14 protein-coding genes are annotated in these 14,638 nt (G+C 57.0%); 11 read left to right on the top strand and 3 right to left on the bottom strand.

The genetic code is table 11. The features are described from left to right. Positions 1-5: 5 nt before the first annotated feature. The 6 genes from F7D08_RS08870 (at position 6) to F7D08_RS08845 (ending at position 6,550) form a co-directional block, all read left to right on the top strand. Positions 6-704 carry an ABC transporter permease subunit gene (locus F7D08_RS08870; RefSeq protein ID WP_152210280.1) on the top strand — a complete coding sequence of 233 codons (699 nt, stop codon included), beginning with the start codon at positions 6-8 and terminating at the stop codon, positions 702-704. 61 nt (positions 705-765) lie between these two features. Further along, positions 766-1,527 (top strand): amino acid ABC transporter ATP-binding protein, encoded by a 762-nt coding sequence (locus F7D08_RS08865; RefSeq protein WP_152210279.1) that lies wholly within the window; start codon positions 766-768, stop codon positions 1,525-1,527. A gap of 238 nt (positions 1,528-1,765) precedes the next feature. Beyond that, positions 1,766-2,995: a trans-sulfuration enzyme family protein gene (locus tag F7D08_RS08860; protein ID WP_152210278.1), complete on the top strand. Its 1,230-nt coding sequence runs from the start codon at positions 1,766-1,768 to the stop codon at positions 2,993-2,995. A 361-nt stretch (positions 2,996-3,356) separates the two neighbouring features. After that, positions 3,357-4,412, top strand: coding sequence for an ABC transporter substrate-binding protein (locus F7D08_RS08855; protein WP_152210277.1), 1,056 nt, complete (start codon positions 3,357-3,359; stop codon positions 4,410-4,412). 174 nt (positions 4,413-4,586) lie between these two features. Next, complete coding sequence (locus F7D08_RS08850) at positions 4,587-5,732, top strand: ABC transporter permease (RefSeq protein WP_152210276.1); 1,146 nt, start codon at positions 4,587-4,589, stop codon at positions 5,730-5,732. Beyond that, positions 5,729-6,550 carry an ABC transporter ATP-binding protein gene (locus F7D08_RS08845; RefSeq protein WP_152210275.1) on the top strand — a complete coding sequence of 274 codons (822 nt, stop codon included), beginning with the start codon at positions 5,729-5,731 and terminating at the stop codon, positions 6,548-6,550. Before F7D08_RS08850 ends, F7D08_RS08845 begins: the two co-directional genes overlap by 4 nt. Positions 6,551-6,735: 185 nt before the next feature. Here the strand turns inward: F7D08_RS08845 and F7D08_RS08840 are convergent, their stop codons facing one another. Then, positions 6,736-8,058 (bottom strand): O-acetylhomoserine aminocarboxypropyltransferase/cysteine synthase family protein, encoded by a 1,323-nt coding sequence (locus F7D08_RS08840; protein ID WP_152210274.1) that lies wholly within the window; start codon positions 8,056-8,058, stop codon positions 6,736-6,738. A 441-nt stretch (positions 8,059-8,499) separates the two neighbouring features. Here F7D08_RS08840 and F7D08_RS08835 point away from each other — a divergent pair, with 441 nt between their 5' ends. The 5 genes from F7D08_RS08835 to F7D08_RS08815 all read left to right on the top strand — a co-directional run bounded on the left by F7D08_RS08835 (position 8,500) and on the right by F7D08_RS08815 (position 12,926). Beyond that, positions 8,500-9,885, top strand: coding sequence for a M20/M25/M40 family metallo-hydrolase (locus tag F7D08_RS08835; RefSeq protein WP_193316278.1), 1,386 nt, complete (start codon positions 8,500-8,502; stop codon positions 9,883-9,885). An 88-nt stretch (positions 9,886-9,973) separates the two neighbouring features. Continuing rightward, the gene (gene metK, locus F7D08_RS08830) at positions 9,974-11,167 is read left to right on the top strand and encodes a methionine adenosyltransferase (protein WP_152210272.1); all 1,194 of its coding nucleotides are present in this window, start codon (positions 9,974-9,976) and stop codon (positions 11,165-11,167) included. Further along, positions 11,164-11,871, top strand: a complete 708-nt coding sequence (locus F7D08_RS08825; protein WP_152210271.1) for a class I SAM-dependent methyltransferase — start codon at positions 11,164-11,166, stop codon at positions 11,869-11,871. Before metK ends, F7D08_RS08825 begins: the two co-directional genes overlap by 4 nt. Before the next feature lie 36 nt (positions 11,872-11,907). Next, positions 11,908-12,186, top strand: coding sequence for a hypothetical protein (locus F7D08_RS08820; protein ID WP_152210270.1), 279 nt, complete (start codon positions 11,908-11,910; stop codon positions 12,184-12,186). Positions 12,187-12,197: 11 nt separating this feature from the next. Then, positions 12,198-12,926: a class I SAM-dependent methyltransferase gene (locus F7D08_RS08815; RefSeq protein WP_152210269.1), complete on the top strand. Its 729-nt coding sequence runs from the start codon at positions 12,198-12,200 to the stop codon at positions 12,924-12,926. 161 nt (positions 12,927-13,087) lie between these two features. Here the strand turns inward: F7D08_RS08815 and F7D08_RS08810 are convergent, their stop codons facing one another. Together F7D08_RS08810 and F7D08_RS08805 are read right to left on the bottom strand one after the other, a co-directional pair. Continuing rightward, positions 13,088-13,531: a GNAT family N-acetyltransferase gene (locus F7D08_RS08810; protein ID WP_152210268.1), complete on the bottom strand. Its 444-nt coding sequence runs from the start codon at positions 13,529-13,531 to the stop codon at positions 13,088-13,090. Positions 13,532-13,607: 76 nt separating this feature from the next. Further along, positions 13,608-14,633, bottom strand: coding sequence for a D-2-hydroxyacid dehydrogenase (locus F7D08_RS08805; RefSeq protein ID WP_152210267.1), 1,026 nt, complete (start codon positions 14,631-14,633; stop codon positions 13,608-13,610). Between the last annotated feature and the right edge of the window lie 5 nt (positions 14,634-14,638).

Below are 14,638 nucleotides of genomic sequence, written 5' to 3'. Positions count from 1 at the left end.
ACGATATGGAATTCCATTGGGACTCGTTTCTTTCTGCACTCATCGCCGGATTGCACGCTATTCCTCAATCGTTGATCATGGTCATCGGACCGTTTTTCTTGTGCACCGTGATCGGATTGGCCATCGTGGCATTGCGCCTGTTCCAGGTTCCGGTACTGCCGCAAATCATCCAGATCGTGCTGACTGTTCAAAAAGGCATACCGCTCTACCTGTTTATCGTATTCGGCCATGTGCTCTACATGCTGTGCTTCAATCCAGTGGCGTCGGCTTTGCACCTGTCCGTGCGGGTCGGTGATGTCAATATCATGTACTTCGCCGTTTTTATTCTGAGTTGGGCCTTTATTCCGATGTTCACGGAAATGTATTGGGGTGCCGTGCTTTCCGTTCCGAAAGGCCAGTACGAGGCTGGATACGCGGCAGGACTTACCCGATGGCAGGTCATCCATCGTCTTGTCTTGCCGCAGATGGTTCCTGCCGTGATTCCGAATCTTACGAACATGCTGATTGGTTTGTTGAAAGCCTCGGCTCTGACCTATTTGGTCGGAGTCATGGATGTGATGAATTCGGCTCTGCAGCCGGTAATGCAGTCGTATAACCTTGTCGAGGCATATGTGGCGTCGGCTTTGATCTATTGGGGCATCGCGCTGATCATCGAATGGTGCATGGCGGGGTGCTTGCATGTTCTCGGACGATATCGTGCGTGATCTCGCATGAAACACGATATTCGGATTTCAGTGCACTGAATAACGTAAGGAAGATGGATATATGGCAGATGCTCAGGTGATCGTCTCTGGCGTGAAAAAATCGTTCGAAGACAATCTCGTGTTACGGGATGTCAGTCTTTCCCTGCAATCAGGCGACGTCGTGGCGATACTCGGCCCGAGCGGATCGGGCAAGAGCACGTTTCTGCGTTGCCTGGACTATTTGGAACGGGCTGATGCCGGCACGTTGCAGCTTGGCAATGATGTATACGATTTGCATGATGCCTCCAATAAGCAGATTCTTGAGGTTCGCAGACGAACAGGGTTTGTGTTCCAGAATTACAATCTCTTCATCAACAAGACGGCGCTGAAAAACGTTATGGAACCATTGGTTTGCGCGCATCGTGTGCCGAAAGAGGATGCGGAACGAATCGCAAAGGAAGCATTGGATAAAGTCGGTCTGTCGGATCGATACGACTACTATCCCTCCCAACTTTCCGGCGGTCAGCAGCAGCGTGTGTCGATTGCACGTGCGATTGCCGTTAAGCCCGAGGTCATTTTCTTCGATGAGCCGACCTCCGCTTTGGACCCTGAACTGATCGGTGAAGTGCTATCTGTAATGAAGAATCTGGCGAATCAAGGCATCACCATGATCGTAGTGACTCATGAGATGAGATTTGCCCGTAATGTCGCTACGCATGTGGTCTTCATGGAAGGCGGAGTCATTGTGGAGGAAGGATCTCCGGAGCAGATATTCGAGCATCCTCAACAATCTCGTACCAGGCAATTTCTTCAGCAGATTGCCGACGATGCCGCAATCGGCTGAATATGCGCACCTCCTGACTTTGCGAGCCATACCTCTAACAGCCCATAAGCAATGCGTATAACAACGCCGGGTTATAGGCATCGCAGGTGAAGTATGGTCATATCAAGCCCAAAAGCCTTCTGGACTATGGAGCACAACAAACAACTGATGCAGCTGACATGAGGAATGTCAATGCCTCGCGCGTTGACATGATCGCATCGACAACATGCTATCCGCATAACGAGGGGGAATATACGTTATGGCACGATTCAACACGCAACTCGTTCATGGCTTGCCAGTACACGACAACGATACGGGGGCTGTGAATCCGCCCATCTATAATTCCTCCACCTATACGTTCCCGTTCGTGGGTGCCTCACCACGTTATGACTATGCGCGTAGCGGCAATCCGACCCGTGATTTCCTGGAACAGCAGATCGCTCAGCTGGAACACGGTACGCGTGGTTTCGCGTTCGCTTCCGGTCTGGCTGCGATTCATGCTGTGCTGTCCATTTTCAAGCCGGGCGACCGCATCGTGGCCGGAGACAATGTATATGGAGGCAGCTATTCGCAGCTGAACGACCACTTCACCCGTTGGGGACTGCGATTGACCACGGTGAACACATCCGATGATTTCGAGCGTCTGGAGCGCGCCATCAGCGGCAATGGCGACACCGCGCCAGCCAAGGCCGTCTACTTCGAGACCATCACCAACCCATTGCTCCAGGTCAATGATGTGAATCGCATTGCGGCCATCGCCCATCGATACGGCGCATTGGTGATTGTGGACAATACGTTCGTGACCCCATACAACCAGCAGCCGCTGGATCTGGGCGCTGACGTGGTGCTCCACTCCGCCACCAAGTATCTTGCCGGCCATTCCGACGTGATTGCCGGTCTGGTGGTCACCTCCAGCGAGGATCTGGCGGAGCGCATCTATTTCGCGCAGAACCGTTTGGGCGGCATACTGCCCCCGGCCGAATGCGATGCGGTTCGTCGCGGCATCCAGACGCTGGCGCTGCGTATGGACCGCCAGCAGAAGAATGCCGCCGCCATCGCGCATTATCTGCTGAAGCATCCGCTGGTCAAGACGGTCCATTACCCGGGCCTGGGTGAGGGCGGTGATCGTGAACTTGCCGCCAAGGGGCTGAAAGGCGCCGGTGGTGTGCTGAGCTTCGAGGTCAAGGATAGTGTGGATCCGGCCGTGGTGCTTAACAACCTCAAGGTGTTCCGTCTCGCGGTGTCTCTGGGCGCAGTGGAAAGCCTGGCCGAGCTGCCGGCCCGCATGACGCATTTCGAGCTGCCTCGTGAGGAGCGTCTGAAGGTCGGCATCACCGACGAGCTGATTCGTCTGTCCGTCGGCATTGAGGATGTGGATGATTTGATTGAGGATCTTGGCCAAGCGTTGGAAAAGGCCTATGAGGCACTTGGTGATCAGCAGAGCGATATTGAAGGCCTCGATCAACAGATCGACAATCTGCTGTCATAAAATCAATCAGTGTGTTTGAATAAACGAATCATCGATAGCATACGATGATTCAAGCTTGCTATGCGCGGTACGTTGCACGACGTATCGCGCATATTTATATCCCGCATATAAGCGAATCATATACCGTGCTATCGGATATCCAGAACCCAAAAACGTTGAAATCTCGCGGTTTTACCGACGTTGCGAAGTAGTATGAAAGTACTTCGCAAGAACGTGGACTTGTTGGGTATAAGCCATGAGACAAGCGAGGGGCGAAAGCAATCAGCAATCGCGAATTATCAATGAGAACCATTTATGCAGAGCGGTATTTATTGATGCTCTACAAGTAGTGTGGAATGGCTCAGAGAGAGGGGTTGGGGAAATGCTTACTAAGCATCGTCTCATCATGCAAGGCACTGCCATTTTCGGCGTGCTGCTGACCGTACTGACATTTGGTGGCTGTGGAGTAAGCACCTCTGCACCAAGCAGCAGCACGGGTAGCTCCAGTTCCAATACCGCTAGTGCCGATTACAAATACGGCACAGTGGAATTCCCGAAGTCCAGCTCGCTGTGCAGCTCGCCGATCGGCATTGCACTGGCCAAGGGCTTCTTCAAGGAGGAGGGCATCAACGCCAAGCTGGTGACCGCCGATACCGAAACCCGTAAGGTCGGTCTTGATACCGGTCGTTTCGCCGTGACCAACGGCGACTTCCAGTTCTTCCCGTCCATCGAGAACGGCGTGAAGACCAAGGTTGTGGGCGCACTGAACAAGGGCTGCATCAAGATCGCAGTCAAGAAGGGCTCTTCGATCAAGACCGCTCAGGATCTGAAGGGCAAGACGATTGGCGTTGATGAGATTGGTGGCACGCCATATGAGGCCGCCAACCTGTGGCTCGGCGATGCGGGCCTCAACGTGGATCAGAAGAACGGTGATGTGAAGTATCTGCCGTTCGACGACGCCAACCTCGAGTTCGAAGCTCTGCAGAACGGCCAGATCGATGCCGCCGCCCTGTGGGATCCGCTGCCCACCATCCAGGAGCAGAAGGGCACTGTGGACATCATCTTCGATCTGGGCTCCGATCCGAAGTTCGCCAAGCGCTTCTGCTGCTTCCTCTACGGCTCCGAGAAGATCATCAAGGAGAAGCCTGACGAGATGGCCGCCATCATCCGCGCCCTCAACAAGGCTCGTGACTATATCGCCCAGCACCCTGAGGAATCCGCCGACATCGTGATGCAGAACAAGTACTCCACCATCAACGACAAGGCGTTGATCGTCAAGCTGTTCAAGGACTACGACTACGGCGTTCAGGACAACGAGGCCGCACAGATTCAGGACGATGTGCAGTTCTTCTCCGAAGGTCTGAAGAAGATCGGCTTCCTGAAGACCAACGATCCTGACGCCTTCGCCAAGGAGGCCTACCAGAAGATCGATCTGTGATCCGAAGGGCATATACACAACCAGCAATGACATGACGGTCGGCCCTGATGCTTCACGTTGAGCAGTGATTCGACGAGTGAAGGTTAATCAGGGCCCTCCGCCCTGGAATTGCGGGACTGGCGTTTCACGGGAACGCGGAACAATAATCAATCGTTATCGGAAGGAAACCCGAAAATGAGCAGTATCACAGCCGACGTAGTCAAGTCGCCGGCCTCAGCCGTCAAACTGGATGCGCGGGATGCGCAGCAGGCGGCATCCGCATTGAAGTCAGTTGCCGCTGCAGCTGAAGAAGTGGCTTCGGGTGTTGAAGCAAAGCGCAAGGAGCAGCGCGTGGTGCGGGCGGTACCGTATCCGCTTGTCGTGGCGTTCTCCGCTGCGGGATTCGTCATCGCGGCCATCATCAATCTGGTGTTCCCGCAGGTGGCTCCAGTTGAATTCAAGCAAGGGCAGATTTGGATTTTCCTGTTGAACGGTCAGGAAGCGTATCTGTTCCTGCTGGCGGCACTTACCGTGCTGTATGTGGTGATCGGCGTGGTTGACGGCCGCAATCCCAAGGATGCCGCACGATTCCGGTACCGTGCGCAGTTCCGTTTCGTCGCAGGTCTTGCCTTGGCGCTGTGGGATGTGACCGGCACCAAGCTGCAGGTGTTGCCGCAGCCGTTCTTCCCCGGCCCTTCCCAGGTGATGGAGCCGTTCGTCACCGATGGTGCCTACGTGGCCTTGAACACGTTCTATTCCGTACGCCTGTTCGCCGCCGGTTTCGCTTCCGGCGTGGTGTTGGGCGTACTGACCGGCGTGCTGATCGGCTGGTTCGCCCGCGCCTACTACTGGGTGTTCCCGGTGCTGAAGATCACCGGTGTGATCCCGGCAGTCGCCTGGATGCCGTTCGCTTTGACGCTGATGCCCACCCCGTTCATCGCCGCGGTGTTCCTGCTGTTGATCTGCTCCTGGTTCCCGGTGGCGTTCCTCACTGCCCAGGGCATTCAGAGCACACCGAAGATGCTGGTCGAAGCATCCCGTACGTTGGGCGCGAAGACCCCGTACATCCTCTTCCATGTGGCCATCCCTCACGCCATGCCCAGCATCTTCACCGGCATCGGCATGGCCAACAGCCTGTCCTTCCTGACCTTGGTCATCTCCGAGATGATGGGACAGCCCGGTGGCCTCGGCTACTACATCGATCAGGCCAAAGCCTGGTCCGCATACAATGAGATTCTCGCGGCCATTGTGGTGATGGCTGTGCTGTTCTCCCTGATCATGAAACTTCTTGAAATCGTGCGTGGCCGTGTGCTGCGTTGGCAGAAGGGATTGGTGAAATGAGCGCCGCAGTGGCAACCGAAACGCAGACTTCCTCCGCTTCCGTGGATTGGAACGTCAACGAGCTAATCATCTCCATCAAGCATATCGAGCGTGATTTCGTCGCTGATGACGGCAGCGTCACCCAGGCGTTGTCCGACGTGAACCTTGATATCCGCAAAGGCGAGCTCATCTCCATCATCGGGCCTTCCGGTTGTGGCAAAACCACGTTGCTTCGTCTGATTTCCGGATTGGACAAGCCGCAGCGCGGTGAAGTGACGTTCAAAGGCCATGAGATAGAAGGGCCGAATCCTGAACGTGGCTACGTGTTCCAACAAGGCAGTTTGTTCCCTTGGCTGACGGTGGAGGAGAACATTGCCTTCGGTTTGAAGGCGCAGGGCAAATACAAGGAACATAAGGATGAAGTCGGCGAATATCTCAATAAGGTGGGACTCGCCGGATTCGAAAAATCATATCCGCATCAGATTTCCGGTGGTATGGCGCAGCGCGTGGCCATCGCCCGCGCGTTGATCGATCATCCGGAAGTGCTGCTGCTCGACGAGCCGATGGGCGCTTTGGATTCCTTCACGCGTGCCGATTTGCAGGATCGTCTGTTGGATTTGTGGGAGAAATACCACATGACGATGATTCTGGTGACCCACGATGTGGATGAGGCAATCTACTTGGGCAATCGTGTGGTCATCATGACCCCGCGCCCAGGTCGCATCAAGGAAATCGTGCCGATTGACCTTGCACATCGCGATCGCGTCTCCGATGACTTTACCGCTTATCGTAAGGAGTTGCTGACCAAGCTGCACTTCAACGTGCACAATCACGACTGATTCATCGTAGTTTTCCTCCTATTCATGCGGCTTCCCTCGATTGAGGGAAGCCGTTTTTTGATTGGGAGAGGTATGCATGCCGGCTGAGGAAACCAATCGAGAACAATGAAAGGTATGCTTGGCTCATAAAGAAAGGGACGATCGCTGTGATCGTCCCCTTGTGTTTGCGCCTGATAGGTGGGATGTCAGTCGTACACCTTTTCGAACGCCTGTTGCAGATCGGCGATGATATCGTCCGGATTCTCCAGACCAATGGACAGTCGAATAGTGGTGGCGTCCACGCCGTTGATGCGGCGGGCCTCTTCGGTGAACTCACGATGCGTGGTGTTCACCGGGTCCACAATCAACGAACGCGCATCGCCGATATTCGCCAAATAGCTGAACAATTTCACGCTATTGATGAACGCGGCGGTCTGCTCGGCCCCGCCTTCCAGTTCAAACGACAGTACCGAGCCGATGCCCAGCGGGTAGTGCTTGGCCACCAAATCGGCTTGTTTGCTGCCGGGAAGTCCGGAATAATTGACGGCGGTGACATGTGGCTGATTGGACAGGTACGCGGCCACCTTGCCAGCCGAGGATGTCTCCTTGGATACGCGCTCGCTCAGCGTCTCCAAACCGATAAGCTGCAGATACGCCTCGAACGGGCCAAGCACGGCACCGGTCAGGCGCAGATACTTCAAGCGCAGGCGGCGGATGAACGCCAACGGGCCGGCGGCCTCAACAAAGCTGCGTGGTTTACGGCCGGCCGCCTCGCCCAAGATGAACTCAGGCTTGGTGAACTGCGGGTACCGGCCATTGCTCCAATCAAAGGAGTCGCCGGAGGTCACCACACCGCCGATGGCATTGCCGTGGCCGCTCAAGGCTTTGGTGGTGGAATACACGACGATATCCGCGCCATGCTCCAATGGACGATAGAGATACGGGGTAGGCAGCGTGTTATCGATGATCAGCGGAATGCCATGACGATGGGCCAGCTCAGCCAGAGCCTCGACATCGGTGATCACCGTGGTCGGGTTGGAAACCGATTCGGCGAAGATCGCCTTCACGTCGGTCTCGCCCTTGCCGTCCGGGTCGCCGATCAACGATGCGATGTGGTCAAGGTCGTTGATGTCTTCCACGAAATCCGTATGCACGCCGAACTGGGGCAGCAGCGTACGCAGCGAATCGAAAGTGCCGCCATATACGTCATAGGGGGCGATGATGCGGCCGCCGCCTTCCGCCGCATTAAGCAGGGCATAGGTGATCGCCGCCATGCCGGACGCGACCGCAACGGCTTCCTTGGCGCCATCCAGTTCCGCGATGCGCTTCTCCAGGAACGATACGGTGGGATTGGACACACGCGAATACAGGAATCCCGGAGTATCACCATTGGCCACATCATGGCCTCGTTGTGAGTTCTCAAGCCAGAATGCCGCATTCGAATAGATGACAGGCGTCACCGAATCGGCGTTGGCGCCGGGATCGAATCCGGCATGCACTTGTGAGGTATCGAATTGATGGTCAGACATGAAACCCCTTCTTGGTAGTGATTCATTGGCGATAACCAATGGAAATCGACGTTCCCCGGCATCCCCGGCCGGGGTCTTTGGCACACAATCTATCAGCTTCGGCATTCAGGCGTTCCGGGCTACTCATCGGTAAAATTTATGGTCTCGTCAATGTGTGGATTATGGTCGCAGCCGGCCGGCGAACTCCTCTATATCCATTGCTTATACCCGTCTCAGTGTTCCCGTTATAGCGGTCGGTGAACCAGGCTCGTTGAGACGCGCAAAACCGCCATATGCGAACGGGCTCAATATTCGGCTTATACCGCGAATGGCTGAAACACGGCTTTTTCGACGGTTGACGTGCCATGCCGACATCCATACGATTGCCAGCAATTCAACATTGCAAGCTTTGCGAATCGGGGGATTCCACTATTTGTGGCTGGCAAAGATCGAGGGGTTCCATTGACTACCAACGCACATGACGCACTCGCGAACGAGGCTCAAGCTGCCGGCGATGAGGCTGTTGCCTTTCTTCGACGGCTGATTCGCTTTGATACGCGCAACAATGGCGATGGCACCTGCAATGAGCGTCCCGCAGCCGATTGGGTGCGCGAGCAGCTGAGCGAAGTCGGTATCAATGCCACCATTGAGGAGAGCGAGCCGGGCCGCGCGATTCTCGCAGCGGAAATCACCGGCATCGACCCGACGCTGCCGACCTTGCTCGTGCACGGCCATCTCGATACCGTGCCTGCCAATGCATCCGATTGGTCCGTGGACCCATTGTCCGGTGCAATTGCAACCGACCCAGACGGCATCGAATGCGTCTGGGGACGTGGCGCGGTGGACATGAAGGACATGGTCGCCATGGCGCTTGCCGCGATTCGTTCGCTGGCCAGGCGAGGCGTCCGCCCGCGGCGCAATGTTCGATTCGTGCTGTTGCCGGATGAGGAGGCCGGTGGCCATATCGGCTCGGACTGGGTTACCAAACACCACCCTGAGCTGTTCGCCGATATCGGCTATGTGATCAGCGAAACCGGCGGATTCTCCGACTACGTGGAAGGCAGACGCGTCTACTACGTGCAGGTGGGGGAGAAAGGCACGCAATGGTTCAGGCTGGAAGCCTCCGGTACGCAATCGCACGGCTCGCAAATCAACCACAACAATGCGGTGGTGCGCGTCGCTGAAGCGGCGGTACGCATCGCGCACTATCCATGGCCGGTGGAATTGAGCCCGGTGACACGGGCGCTGCTTAACGGACTGAGCGCAGTGGTCGATCGTACAGAGAGTCGCACAGCGGCATCAGACGCACAGCGGTATGATGCCCAGACGATTCAACGGCTCATCCAGTCGGCGGGATCCACCTCGCCATGGGTGGCATCATCCTTGCGCAACACGTTCAACGTTAGCTCAATCGATGCGGGCAGCACAGTGAACATCGTGCCCGCCAAAGCCACCGCCTTGGTGGATGGGCGCGCACTGCCCGGCCAGGAAGACCACCTCTTCGAGACGCTCGCCTCATTGGCGGGCCCCGACATCAGCGTGAGCCCGATTCACCGCAGCAACGGTTACCTGACCGATCCCGACTCCGAACTCTTCACCAGCATTGCGGCGGTGCTGCATGCCCTCGATCCCGAGGCCGAAGTGCTGCCTTTCCTATCATCCGGTGGAACCGACAGCAAGGAGGTGAAGCAGATCAGCCCGAATGCCGAGGCCTGCGGATTCATGCCGCTCAAAGTGCCTCAGGGGTTCAGCTATATCGCCCAGTTCCACGGCATCGACGAGCGCGTGCCGGTCGAAGCCTTGCGCTTCGGTGAACAGGCGTTGGAACGGTTCATCGCCACGTTCTAACGGCCGGCAGCCTTCACTGCATTACCCATATCTACCGTCAACCCAATCATCAACCAACCCAATATCAACCACAGAAGGGAAACCGCCAATGACCAGACTACTCACCTCGGAATCCGTGACCGAAGGCCACCCGGATAAGGTCTGCGACATCATCTCCGATTCGATCCTCGACGCCTATCTCGCCCTCGACCCGGATTCACGCGTGGCCGTGGAAACCTCCGCCAAAGACGGTCTGGTCGTCGTGGAAGGCGAAGTATCGGCGCCGCGCACGCTCGATCATGTGGCCATTGTGCGCAAGGCCATCGCCGATATCGGCTATACGGACGCCGCAAGCGGTTTGGATCCTGAAGGCGCCGGCGTGATTAACAACATCCGTCCGCGTGAATTCGACAGCAACGACGGTGGTGCCTGGGGCAACTACGGCGACGATAAGCAGGTTAGCAAGGAGGAAGCCTACAACACGTTCGGCGGTGACCAGGGCCTTATGGTGGGGTATGCCGCGGACGATACCAAGGCGCTGCTGCCGTTGCCGATCTACGCGGCCAGCCGTCTTGCCGAACGTCTCGCCTACGTGCGTAAAAATGGCATCATTCCGCTCCTGCGCCCAGACGGCAAAACCTTGGTCTCCGTGGAATACGCGAACGACAACATCACTTCGCCCAAGGCCATACGCCATATCCTGATCTCCACTCAGCACTCCGACAAGATCGCCGTGGAGGACGTGCGCGAACAGGTGCGCAAGGAAGTGCTTGAGCCGGTGCTCGCCACATTGGACGTGGACGCGAACGAGGCCGAAGTGGTGATCAACCGTTCGGCGTTCATCAATGGCGGCCCGAAGGCGGATGCCGGCCTGACCGGTCGCAAGATCATCGTCGACACCTATGGCGGCATCGCCGGACACGGCGGCGGCGCATTCTCCGGCAAGGATCCGCGCAAGCCCGACCGTTCCGCCGCCTACGCCGCACGCTGGGCCGCCAAGAACATCGTCGCCGCCGGCCTCGCCCGCCGTGCGCAGGTGCAGCTCGGCTACTTCAACCGTGTGGCCAAGCCCATCACCATCGACGTGGAGACCTTCGGCACTGAAACCGTCGATCGTGAAAAGATCCAGCGCGCGGTGGCTGCAACCTTTGATTTCCGTCAGCTGGCTATCATCGATGAGCTTGACCTGCGCCGACCGATCTATCGCAAGACGGCCGCCTACGGTCACTTCGGCCGCGATGACGCCGATTTCACTTGGGAGCGTACCGACAAGGTCGACGAGCTTTTGAGGAACGTCAAATGACCGATGTGTTCCGCCACGAGTACTTCGATGACTTCGAGCGCGAGCATGCGAACATCTTCGCTTCGAAGCTCGCGCTTGTGAAAACAGCCATCACTCTGGGTGCCACGCGGCAGAGCGGATACACGGTGTCCGTGGGCGCAGGCACCGGCTCATATGAAGACGCGTTGCGACGCGATGGCTATACTGTGCATCGCATCATCGAACCTTCGGCCAATCTGGCGGCCGAGGCTCGGGCACGTGGCTTTGAAGTCACTGAGGCATTGATTCAGGATGTGCCGTTCGAGGAATTATCGATAGATACGATCTTCTACAACGGCAGCGCCTTCGGATTCATCAATGAGCATGATCTTCGGGATATATTCCAGGCGCATTATCGCCAATTGAAGCCTGGCGGTGTTCTGGCGCTGCTTGATGTGCCGCCTGCCAGCGCATTGGGGCTGGCGGTGCAGGCATCATTCCGAATCGACGGTGAATCCTATATCTCCCAGGTATTGCGCGCCAGTTGGTACAGTGCCGAAACGCCGCACAAGGAATACTGGCGGACCACCGAGGATTACCAGGCATTGCTCGAAGATGGTGGATTCTCGCGGTTCCTCACTTGGCAGACGTTGCGCAGACATCTGATCTATCAGAACGAGAGCGTAGAACCTGTGGTGCCGGGTTATCAGGAAGGCAGTTACGTGGCGCTCGTCGCGGTCAAATAACCACAGGGAATCATAACGAGAAGGGGAAAGAACACTATGGCAATCAATTCTTGGAGCAAAGCGGCGTTCGGCGTGCTGTGCGCGGCATTGCTGACCGTGGGGCTGGCCGCCTGCGGCAATACGACCAGCACTGATGCAACGCAATCATCCAGCACTTCCAGCACGGTCAGCGATCATGCCGACCACGCTGACCACAGCGCCCATCAGGCTGCCGACCCGGTAACGGATAAGCTCACCAATCAGACCGGCACAACCACCACTGAAGACGCTGACGCTGCGGCTTCCGGCGGCTCCGGTTGCTGCAACGAAGAATAAGGAGATCGCTGATGAGCGAACCATACATCGACCGATATCAGGACAACGGTGCGATTCTTGACGAGACGTGGAAGGCGCGCCCCAACATCTATGAATCCCGCTTGCGGCTGCTGCACCGGGCGTTGACGACGAAAGACCCCGGCAAAATCCTGTCCATCGGTATCGGGTCGGGCATTTTCGAGACGTTGCTGCGCGAACGGTATGGCATCGAAGTGGCGGAAGCCGTGGAGCCTTCGGCCGCTTTGGGCGCCGAAGCCCGAAGAAAAGGGCTTCATGTCACGCAAAGCACCGCGCAGGACTACGACTATGCGGGAGCGCCGTACGACACCATCGTCTATAACGGGTCCAGTTTCGGCTTCATCCCGGATGATGAGATCGAGGAGACCTTCGCCCGCAATCGTGACGTGTTGGCGGAAGGCGGGCGTCTGGTACTGACGGATGTGCCTGAGGAAAGCGCGCTGGGCATTATCCTGCAGCTGGCGCAGAAATACGACATCGACCGCAATGATATCGATGATCTTCTGGCCGGCACGACGTTCTTCAATCTCAATACGCATGCCTACAAGCCGAACTGGCATACCATCAGTTGGTATGCGGCGTTGCTTGAACGTATCGGATACCGTGACCTTAAGTTCTTCCAGACGGTGCTTGCCAATCCTCCGTACCAGAAGGATGCCGTTGAAGACCCGATCGAGGGGTATACCAAAGGCAATTACGTGGCCATCGTGGCCAGCAAGTAGTCGCAAGGGGCTTTCGGAAGTGGCGAAAGCCCCTTAACTGTGGCGAATTGTTCGTATGTTCGCGCAACTGATGACATGTGCGCGAACATACGAACAATTTAGCCTGTCAAAGCCTTTGTATGTTCGCGCAGGTTCCGTATTGTGCGCGAACATACAAAGAATCAGAGATTGTGATCGAAGTAGATCACATCAGGACGGGTGTTCCAGCCCTGCTTCTTCCAGAATTCCTGGCCCTCGACATTGTCGGCCACCACCAGAATGCCGATTTTGACGATGCCGACGGCCTTGAACACGTCGTAGATGCGGTTGATCAGCGTGGTGCCGATGCCATGCCCGCGCCACTGCTCAGCCACCGCCACATGGTAGAGGTAGCCTTTACGGCCGTCCGTGGCGCCAAGCGCGGTGGCAACGACCCTGCCGTCGGCGTCCACCGCTACGAAGCAGGAATTCGGGTTCTTGGTCAACAGCAGCGCAATGCCGCCATACGTGTTGTTCAGCGATTGCAGATGCATGCCGGGCGTGCGCTCCCACAGTGCATATGCCTCCTCATAATCCTCGGGCACCATGCGGCGGATGCGAATGCCTTCGTCTTGCCAAGTGGTCATGTTGATGTTCCTTTCTCATTCCTGCCGCCGTATGCGTTCCTAGGAAGAGCGCATACGGCAATGAAGACGCAAATATTCAACTGTTATGCGATTGATTGTCATACGGGGCAATTTCATGGGGGCTTGAGCCGCCGGTGATGAGCGCAAGGGCATCATCCAGGGATTGCCACACCATGTTCTTGACCGCGATATCGGTGAAGAAGGCGATATGCGGCGTGATCACCACATTGTCCATCGCGTGAAGCGCGTTGTAATAGGGGTTGTCAATGGGGGCATCGGCATCCAGCTTGTTGCCGAACAGTGTCGCCTCGCCCTCGAGCACATCGATGGCCGCCCCGGCGATCTCGTGGTTGTTGAGCGCGTCAATCAGCGCCGGGGTATCGACCACGCCGCCGCGGGAGTTGTTGACGAAGTAAGCGGTCGGCTTCATCTGCGCGAAGCGATGGGCATCCATCAGATGCCGGGTGGTGGCATCGAGATAGGTGTGCATCGTCACCACATCCGCGCGGGCGAGCAGCTCATCCTTGCTCACCCAGGTAAGCATATCGTCCAGCTCATGATTCGGGGCAATGTCATTGCCCAGCACCGTGGCCCCCAAGGCGTGGAAGATGCGCGCCACGGTGGAGCCGATGCGGCCCACGCCGATGATGCCGATCGTCAGCTCGCTGATTTCGCGCGAAATCAGACCATATACGGAGAAGTCGTGGCGCTTGGCGCGGTCATCGAACTGCGGCACATGGCGAATCAGACGCATGATATGCGATAACGTCAGTTCAGCCACCGCGGAAGGGGAGTAGGAGGGCACGTTGGTGACGCGGATGTTATTGCGCGCGGCTTCCATCAGATCGATGGTGTCATAGCCGGCCGAGCGCAGGGCGATCTGCTTGATGCCGTAGGCGCTCAATCGTTGGTAGAAGTCCGGGCGATTGCTTGGCGCGCTGCGCTGCTTGTAGGAGACGCCGTCGAACCCCTCAATGGTGTGGAGCGTGTCCTCATGCAGTTCGAACGGGAAGCATGCCACATGAATGCCGTGGTCCGCCGCCCATTGTTCGGCGAACGGCTGCTCCTCCTCGATGCAGTGGTACAAGGCGATGGAAGTCATGATGC

Origin of the sequence: Bifidobacterium cebidarum (assembly GCF_009193305.1) — a bacterium.
GTDB lineage: Bacteria > Actinomycetota > Actinomycetes > Actinomycetales > Bifidobacteriaceae > Bifidobacterium > Bifidobacterium cebidarum.
The sequence above is the reverse complement of the archived record's forward strand: the minus strand, read 5'-3'. Positions and strand labels throughout refer to the sequence as shown.

What these genes read in the sequence shown, in the direction of transcription:
- F7D08_RS08870 (WP_152210280.1), top strand. Translation starts at nt 6, where the DNA reads ATGGAATTCCATTGGGACTCGTTTCTTTCTGCACTCATCGCCGGATTG.
- F7D08_RS08865 (WP_152210279.1), top strand. Translation starts at nt 766, where the DNA reads ATGGCAGATGCTCAGGTGATCGTCTCTGGCGTGAAAAAATCGTTCGAA.
- F7D08_RS08860 (WP_152210278.1), top strand. Translation starts at nt 1,766, where the DNA reads ATGGCACGATTCAACACGCAACTCGTTCATGGCTTGCCAGTACACGAC.
- F7D08_RS08855 (WP_152210277.1), top strand. Translation starts at nt 3,357, where the DNA reads ATGCTTACTAAGCATCGTCTCATCATGCAAGGCACTGCCATTTTCGGC.
- F7D08_RS08850 (WP_152210276.1), top strand. Translation starts at nt 4,587, where the DNA reads ATGAGCAGTATCACAGCCGACGTAGTCAAGTCGCCGGCCTCAGCCGTC.
- F7D08_RS08845 (WP_152210275.1), top strand. Translation starts at nt 5,729, where the DNA reads ATGAGCGCCGCAGTGGCAACCGAAACGCAGACTTCCTCCGCTTCCGTG.
- F7D08_RS08840 (WP_152210274.1), bottom strand. Translation starts at nt 8,058, where the DNA reads ATGTCTGACCATCAATTCGATACCTCACAAGTGCATGCCGGATTCGAT.
- metK (WP_152210272.1), top strand. Translation starts at nt 9,974, where the DNA reads ATGACCAGACTACTCACCTCGGAATCCGTGACCGAAGGCCACCCGGAT.
- F7D08_RS08825 (WP_152210271.1), top strand. Translation starts at nt 11,164, where the DNA reads ATGACCGATGTGTTCCGCCACGAGTACTTCGATGACTTCGAGCGCGAG.
- F7D08_RS08820 (WP_152210270.1), top strand. Translation starts at nt 11,908, where the DNA reads ATGGCAATCAATTCTTGGAGCAAAGCGGCGTTCGGCGTGCTGTGCGCG.
- F7D08_RS08815 (WP_152210269.1), top strand. Translation starts at nt 12,198, where the DNA reads ATGAGCGAACCATACATCGACCGATATCAGGACAACGGTGCGATTCTT.
- F7D08_RS08810 (WP_152210268.1), bottom strand. Translation starts at nt 13,531, where the DNA reads ATGACCACTTGGCAAGACGAAGGCATTCGCATCCGCCGCATGGTGCCC.
- F7D08_RS08805 (WP_152210267.1), bottom strand. Translation starts at nt 14,633, where the DNA reads ATGACTTCCATCGCCTTGTACCACTGCATCGAGGAGGAGCAGCCGTTC.